Source organism: Xanthomonas sp. SHU 166 (assembly GCF_000364685.1).
In the GTDB taxonomy this organism is placed as follows: domain Bacteria; phylum Pseudomonadota; class Gammaproteobacteria; order Xanthomonadales; family Xanthomonadaceae; genus Xanthomonas_A; species Xanthomonas_A sontii.
This window is the reverse complement of record NZ_AQOJ01000815.1, coordinates 1-7,317: the sequence shown is the minus strand read 5'-3', so window position 1 is coordinate 7,317 and position 7,317 is coordinate 1. Positions and strand designations below refer to the sequence as shown.

General features: G+C 70.5%; 5 protein-coding genes. All 5 read right to left on the bottom strand.

The annotated features are described in order from the left end of the window. Nucleotides 1–168 precede the first annotated feature (168 nt). Nucleotides 169–1,614 carry an efflux transporter outer membrane subunit gene (locus tag D180_RS18740; protein ID WP_043091338.1) on the bottom strand — a complete coding sequence of 482 codons (1,446 nt, stop codon included), beginning with the start codon at nucleotides 1,612–1,614 and terminating at the stop codon, nucleotides 169–171. Then, nucleotides 1,614–4,814, bottom strand: coding sequence for an efflux RND transporter permease subunit (locus D180_RS18735; RefSeq protein WP_017913993.1), 3,201 nt, complete (start codon nucleotides 4,812–4,814; stop codon nucleotides 1,614–1,616). Before D180_RS18735 ends, D180_RS18740 begins: the two co-directional genes overlap by 1 nt. Next, the gene (locus tag D180_RS18730) at nucleotides 4,811–5,842 is read right to left on the bottom strand and encodes an efflux RND transporter periplasmic adaptor subunit (protein ID WP_232760589.1); all 1,032 of its coding nucleotides are present in this window, start codon (nucleotides 5,840–5,842) and stop codon (nucleotides 4,811–4,813) included. The genes D180_RS18735 and D180_RS18730 overlap by 4 nt, the downstream gene beginning before the upstream one ends. Nucleotides 5,843–6,351: 509 nt before the next feature. Continuing rightward, nucleotides 6,352–6,675 (bottom strand): cupin domain-containing protein, encoded by a 324-nt coding sequence (locus tag D180_RS18725; RefSeq protein WP_017913991.1) that lies wholly within the window; start codon nucleotides 6,673–6,675, stop codon nucleotides 6,352–6,354. After that, a complete protein-coding gene (locus tag D180_RS18720; protein ID WP_017913990.1) occupies nucleotides 6,672–7,295 on the bottom strand; it encodes a cysteine hydrolase family protein in 624 nt (207 codons plus the stop codon). The genes D180_RS18725 and D180_RS18720 overlap by 4 nt, the downstream gene beginning before the upstream one ends. Nucleotides 7,296–7,317: the final 22 nt, after the last annotated feature.

The following is a 7,317-nucleotide window of genomic DNA, read 5'->3' as shown; positions in this document are numbered from 1 at the left end:
GGCTGGTGCTGTGGCGCGGCATCGGCCACGCCGAGATCGTCCCCGACGTGGACGAGGCCGAGGTGCTGGCGGTGCTGGCCGCCGGCTGAAACACGGGCGCGCCAAGCGACCGGCCGCCGTTGTTCTCCGCAGCGGCACTCGCGCACCGGTCCATGCGGCTGCGCGGGCTCAGCGCGGCGCGGGCTCCAGCGACGCGTCCCCGCCCAGGGTGCGATACAGCGTCACCCGATTGGTGGCCGCGGTCAGTTCCACCGCGACCAGGCTGCGCTGCGCGGCGTAGTAGCTGCGCTGCGCATCCAGGTTGGACAGCGCGCTTTCCACGCCCTCGCGGTAGCGCTGCGCGCTGGCGTCGTAGGTGTTGGCGGCATCGGCGAGGAGCGCGCGCTGCGCCTGCACCTGCGCGTCGATGGTGCCGCGCCGGGCCAGGGCATCGGCCACTTCGCCGAAGGCGGTCTGCACGGTCTTTTCGTAACCGGCCACCGCGGCATCGCGCTGCGCCTCGGTGTAGCGCACGTTGGCGCGCGCCGCGCCGCCATCGAACACCGTGTAGGCGACGCCGGCACCCACCGACGCGGTGCGCGCATCATGGGTGAACAGCTGCGACAGCGCGGTGCTGGTCAGGCCCAGCAGACCGCTCAGGCTGATGCTGGGAAACAGCGCCGCGCGCGCCGCACCGATCTGGGCGTTGACCGCACGCAGTTCGTATTCGGCCTGCACCACGTCGGGCCGACGCAGCAGCACGCTGGTGTCCAGGCCGGTCGGCGGATCGCCGATGCTGGCCGCGACCTCCTCGATCGAACCCGGCAACAGTGCCGGATCGACCGGAGCGCCCACCAGCAACTGCAGCGCATTGACGTCCTGCGCCAGCGCCGTGGTCTGCGCGGCCAGGTCGGCCTGCGCGGCATGCAGCACCTGGTTGGCCTGGTCCAGGTCCGAGTGCGGCACAATGCCGCCATCCACTCGCTGTGCGGTCAGCGCCACGCTTGTGCCGGCGCTGCGCACGGTGTCCTGCGCGAGCGTCAGCAGGCTGCGATCGCTGGCATAGGTCAGCCAGGTCGTGGCGATGTCGCCGACCAGGGTCAGGCGCGTGGCCCGGGCCGCGGCTTCCTGTTCCAGGTAGCGCTGCTGCGCGGCCGCGCTCAGCGCGTGCAGACGGCCGAACAGATCCAGTTCGAACGCGGTGACGCCCAGGCCCAGGTCGTAACTGCTGGCATAGCCCGCCGCCGGTGCGGCCGCTGCGTTGCCGCCCTGGGTCGTGTCGTTGCCCGGCGCCGCGCCCTTGCCGCGATAGGAGCGCGTATAGGTCGCGCTGGTCCCCACCTCCGGCAGTAGGGCCGCGCGCTGGATCCGGTACTGCGCCCGTGCCTGAGCGATATCGGCGAGCGCGATCCGCAGGTCGCGGTTGTGGTCCAGCGCCTGCGCGATCAGCGCCTGCAGCCGCGGGTCGGTGAACACCTGCCGGTAGCTCAGCGACGGCAGCGTGGCCTCGTGCTGCGCCAGGTAGGCGTCGCCCACCGGCCACGACGGCGGGATCGGTGCGGCGGGACGCACATAGGCCGGCGTCAGGCTGCACGCCGACAGCAGACACGCGGCGCCAAGCGCGAGCGCGCGCATCAGGCCGGCTCCGGCAGCGTCGGCGCCGACGGCGGCGCGGTGCCGTTGCGACGTGCGCGGCGGCGCGCTAGCCACTCGGCCATCGCGATGTGGAAGGCCGGCGTCAGGTACAGGGTCAACGCCTGCGAGAACAGCAGGCCGCCGACCACGGCGATGCCGAGCGGGCGCCGCGCCTCGGCGCCGGCGCCGAAACCCAGCGCGATCGGCAACGAGCCCAGCACCGCCGCCAGGGTGGTCATCATGATCGGGCGGAAGCGCACCGTCGCCGCTTCCAGCATCGCCGCGCGCGGCTGCTGCCAACGCGCATCGCCCGAGCGCTCCAGGTCCAGCGCGTAGTCCACCATCATGATGCCGTTCTTCTTGACCAGCCCGACCAGCAGGATCAGGCCGACGAAGCTGAAGAGATTGAGCTCCTGACGGAACAGCACCAGCATCAGGATGGCGCCGAACCCGGCCAGCGGCAGCGAGGTCAGGATGGTGATCGGGTGCAGCGCGTTCTCGTACAGGATCGCCAGCACGCCATAGATCAGCAGCACGGTGATCAGCAGCAGCATCGGCAGCGTCTTCATCGAATTCTCGAAAGCCTGCGCCGAGCCGGCGAACTGGCCGCTGATGGCGCGCGCGTCGTCCTTGCCCAGGGTCTGCGCCATCAGGTTGCCGATGCCGGCGGCGGCCTCGCCCAGCGACACGCCCGGCGCCAGGTTCATCGACAGCGTCACCGCCGGCAGGCCGGCGTAATGGTTGATCGCCACCGGCCCCACGCCCATGCGCACGTCGGCCACCGCGCGCAGCGGCACCATCGGACCGCCGGCCGCGGTCAGCACCGCGCTGGTGCCGGAGCTGCTGTTGGAGGTCTGCGTGCCGATCGCGGTGATGCCGGGATTCTGGTTGCCGTTGAACGACAGCGCATCCAGGCCGTTGAGGTCGGCCTGCGCCGCCGGGTCCACCTGCAGCAGCACTTCGTACTGATCGGTGTCGCCGTAGATGGTGCTGATCTTGCGGCCACCGTAGGCGCTGGCCAGGGTGTCCTGCAGGCCGGCGGCGGTGACGCCCAGCGCGGCGGCCTGCTCGCGGTGCAGCACCACCTCGATCTCCGGGTTCTTGAGCTGCAGGTCGCTCTGCGGATCCTGCACGTCGCGCAGTTGCCGCAGGCGTTGCAGGATGCTGTCGGACTGGGCGTACAGCGCCTTCTGGTCGGTGGATTGCAGCACGTACTGCAGCGATCCGTTCGAGGCCGTCGGCCCCATGTCGATCGCCGGCGGATTGCGCATGTTGAGGGTGATGCCCTGGATCGCGGCGACCTGCTTGCGCACGTCCTGGATCACCTCCTCGGCGCTGCCGCTGCGCTCGGACAGCGGCTTGAGCCCGATCAGCAGGCGCCCGCTGTTGCTGAGCGAATTGTCCGAACCGATCACCGATTCGACGTTGGCCACGTTGGGATTGCGCTGAATGATCTTCACCACCGCCGCCTGCTTGGCGACGAAGTCGGCGAAAGCGGTGCCCTCGGGCACGCGGGTGTCGCCGTCGATCTTTCCCGAATCCACCTGCGGGATGAAGCCCTTCTCGACCACGGCATAGACGCCGGCGGTGCCGACCAGGGTGGCCACACCGATGACGCACATCAGGCCGATGCGCTCGGTCGCCCAGGCCAGCGAGCGCGCGTAGCCGCGCTGGCTGGCGTCGACCAGGCGGTCGAAGCGCTCGAACACCCAGCCCGCGCTCTTCTTCGGGTCGAGCCAGCGGCTGGCGAGCATCGGGGTGAGGGTCAGCGAGACGATGCCGGACAGGATCACCGCGATCGCGATCACCATGCCGAACTCGGAGAACAACCGCCCGACCAATCCGCCCATGAACACGATCGGCAGGAACACCGCCGACAGCGACACCGTCATCGACAGCACGGTGAAGCCGATCTCGCGCGAGGCGGCGATGGCCGCGTCCATGCGGCTGGCGCCCTGCTCGGCGTGGCGGACGATGTTCTCGATGACCACGATGGCATCGTCGACCACGAAGCCGACCGACAGGGTCAGCGCCAGCATCGAGATGTTGTCGAGGCTGAAGTGCAGCAGGCGCATCACCGCGAAGGTGCCGATCAGCGAGGTCGGCAGCACCAGCGCCACGATCAGGGTCGCCATCCAGCTGCGCAGGAACAGCAGGATCACAACGATCACCAGCACCAGCGAGCCGACCAGGGTCCACTCCACGTCCTCCACCGACGCGCCGATGTAGTCGCCGCGGTCGTAGAGCACGTCGAGCTGGGCGTCGCCGGGCAGCTGCGCGCGGATTCCCGGCAGCGCCGCCTGGATGCCCTGGGTCACCGACAGCGTGTTGGCGCCCGGCTGGCGGTGGATGTTGATCTCGATCGCGCGCTGGCCGTTGAGCGAGGCGGCGGTCTGCAGGTTCTCGACGCTGTCCTCGGCATGGCCGACGTCGCGCAGGCGCACCGGCGCACCGTCCGCATAGCTCAGCACCATGGCGTCGAAATCGGCGGCGCGCTTGAGCTGGCCGTCGGCGCGCACGGTGTAGGACCGCGCGCGCCCCATCAGCGTGCCGGCCGGCGCATTGCTGTTGCCCGCCTGCACCGCCGACACCACCTGGTCGAAGCCCAGGTGGCGGGCGGCGAGCAGGTGCGGGTTGACGAACAGGCGTACCGCGTACTTCTGCGCGCCGTTGACATCGATCTGGCCGGCGCCCGGCACCGAGGCCAGGCGCAACGCCACGCGGTCTTTGGCGAACTGGTTGAGCAGCGGCAGCGCGATGGTCCTGGAGCGCAGGATCAGGTGCATGATCGGCGCGGCGCTGGGATCCTCCTTCTGGATCTGCGCCGGATTGATCTCGCGCGGCAGCAGGCCGGCCGCCTGCGACACCGCGTTCTGCACGTCCTGCGCGGCGGCATCGACATTGCGGCTCAACGCGAACTGCAACACGATGCGCGTACTGCCGACGCTGCTGGTCGAACTCATCGTGTCCAGCCCGGGCAGGCCGCTGAACTGGCGCTCCAGCGGCGTCGCCACCGCCGCCGCCATGGTCTCGGGATTGGCGCCGGGTAGCGACATGTTGACGGTGATGGTCGGGAAGCTGACGTCGGGCAGCTCGCTGACCGGCAGCGCGAAGTAGGCCATGCCGCCGGCCAGCACCAGCGCGATCATCAGCACCGAGGTCATCACCGCGCGGCGGATGAACAGCGCCGACAGATTCACGCAGGCCGTCCGGTCGCCGCCGCGGTCGGCGTGGCGTGCGGGTTGCCGGATTGCACCGCGGTGCCGTCGCGCAGTTCGTTGGGCACGGTGAGGATGACGCGATCGCCCGCGCGCAGACCCTTGGCGATCACCGCCTGCCCGTCGACCATCCGCGCCACGGTCAGCGGCCGCGACACGGCATGGCCCTCGACCACGCAGTACACGTACGGCCCCTGCTGTCCCTGCTGCAAGGCGCTCTCGGGCACCGACAGCGCCTGCGGGTCCTCGGCCAGGATCACCCGCACGGTGACGAACTGCCCCGGCCACAGCGTGGCGCCGGCGTTGGCGAAGCGTGCGCGCAGCTCCAGCGTGCCGCTGCTGGTGTCGAAGGCGTTGTCGAGAAACGCCACCTCGCCGCGCTCGAGCAGCGTGCCGCTCACCGCATCCAGCGCCAGCACCGGCAGCCCCAGGCCCTGGTGCCCCAGCGGCGCGGCGCGCACGGCATCGACCTGCACATGCGCCAGCGCGAAACGCACTTCGATCGGCGTGCTGACGTTGAGCGTGACCAGCGCGGTGCTGGACCCGCTGGACACCAGGTTGCCCGGCTTGACCGCGATGGCGCCGGCGCGGCCGTCGATGGGCGCGCGGATCTGGGTATAGGCCAGCGACAGCTGCGTCTGCTCGACCTGGGCCTGGTCGGCGGCGACGGTGCCGCGCAGCGAGCGCAGCGTGTCGGCCGCGGTGGTGTAGGTCTTGGGATCGACCGCGCCGGTCCTGGACAGCTTGGCGTAGCGCGCCTCGGTATCGGCCGCATCCGCCGCCAGCGCCTGGTCGCGGGCCAGGGTGGCGCGCGCCTGCGCCAACGCCGCGCGCAGCGGACGCGGATCGATGGTAAACAGCAGTTGCCCGGCGTGGACCTGTTCGCCGTCGTGGATCAGCACCGACTGCAGCACCCCGTCGGCCTGCGCGCGCACCTCCACGGTCTGCGGCGACAGCAGGGTGCCGGAGGTTTCGATGATGTCCGGCACCCGGTGCGGCGCGACCGTCATGGTCTGCACGCGCAAGGGCTCGGGCGCCGGCGCGGGCTGCTGGCGGTGTGCGCGCCAAACCCAGCCGCCAAGGATCAGCAGGCACAGCACCGCCAATCCGGCGAAGACAACGACCCGACCAAGACCGCGCGCCCTGCGTGGCGTTTGATAAGCGCTCGCGCGACGGCGTGGCGCGCGCAACGACATGACATCGTCGGAAATGGCAGCAGGCCGCGCGGGATCCCGTCCCGCGCCGACGTTTGGGTGCTGCCCAGGGAACCGCCCATCGCTCTGGCTTCGCATGCCGGCCGCGTCCGCACTCGTGGTGATTGGCGATGCCGTGACACCAGGATCTCTGTGCGCACGCAGCGGCATAGCCTGCTCCAATGACGCCAGATCGCCAGTGATGGCTCCGTGATAGAACGCACATCAGAACGCGCAGTGTGCGTCGCCCTGTACACGCGTCATCGACGGCGGCACGTCCCGGGCGCCATCGAAGCCCCCGCCGGTCAGGAGCGGATCCCGAACGCTCACGGACTGCCGTCGCGCTCCACCACCAGCACCCGCGCCGGACCCTGCGGGTGCGCCACATGCTCGGTGCCTTCCGGCGCATGGAACACGTCGCCGGCTTGCAGCAGCACCGCCTGCTCGGTGCCGTGCGCGCGCCAGCGCATCTGCACCTGCCCATCCAGCACCACGAATACTTCCGCCCCGTCGTTGACGTGCCAAACGTACGATTGGTCGGTCCAATGGATGCGCACGCCGATCCCGTCCAGCAGCGCCACCGGCAGCGCCTCCCAGGCACGGCGGCCGGTGAACTCGCGCGCACGCAGCACCCGCGGCATGCCGCTCATGCCAGGTCCCGCGCGCGGCGGTTGGACTGAAGCACGTTGTCGTGCGGCAGCGGTAGTCCCGCCTGCACCGCCGCGATCCACTGCGCGGTGTCGGCGACTGCAGCGAAGTTGCTGTGAAACACCACCCCGAATACCCGATGGATCTCCTCGGCGCTGGCCTGGCCGGCGGCGTTGGCATACGGCAGCGCGCCGCTGGCGTCGCCCAGCACTTCCACCGCCAACCCGCGGTGGAAGGCCTCGTACACGGTGGAGGCGTTGCAGTTGTGGGTCATGTAGCCGGCCACGGTCAGGGTGTCGATCACGTGCTGCTGCAGCCAGTCGGCCAGCTCGGTGTCGGCGAACACGCTCGGCCGGGTCTTGCGCAGCAGCCACGCATGCGGCCGCGCGGCGACCTGCGGGTGCAACGCCCAACCGGCGCTGCCGTCGGCGAACACCGGCGCCTGCGCCGGCGCGGTGTGCTGCACCACCAGCACCGGCACGCCGTGCGCCTGCGCCGCGTCCATGGCCTGCAAGATGTTGGGCAACGACTGCGCCACCGGCGGATGGGCGATGGGCAGCGCACCGTCGAAGTACTCATTCTGGACATCGATGACCAGCAGGGCGCGGCGGGGAGAAGACATGCGGTGGCTCCGGGGCGAAGGA

Excerpts from the sequence above, each read along its gene's own strand:
- D180_RS18740 (WP_043091338.1), bottom strand. The coding sequence starts at position 1,614 with ATGCGCGCGCTCGCGCTTGGCGCCGCGTGTCTGCTGTCGGCGTGCAGC.
- D180_RS18730 (WP_232760589.1), bottom strand. The coding sequence starts at position 5,842 with ATGACGGTCGCGCCGCACCGGGTGCCGGACATCATCGAAACCTCCGGC.
- D180_RS18720 (WP_017913990.1), bottom strand. The coding sequence starts at position 7,295 with ATGTCTTCTCCCCGCCGCGCCCTGCTGGTCATCGATGTCCAGAATGAG.
- D180_RS18725 (WP_017913991.1), bottom strand. The coding sequence starts at position 6,675 with ATGAGCGGCATGCCGCGGGTGCTGCGTGCGCGCGAGTTCACCGGCCGC.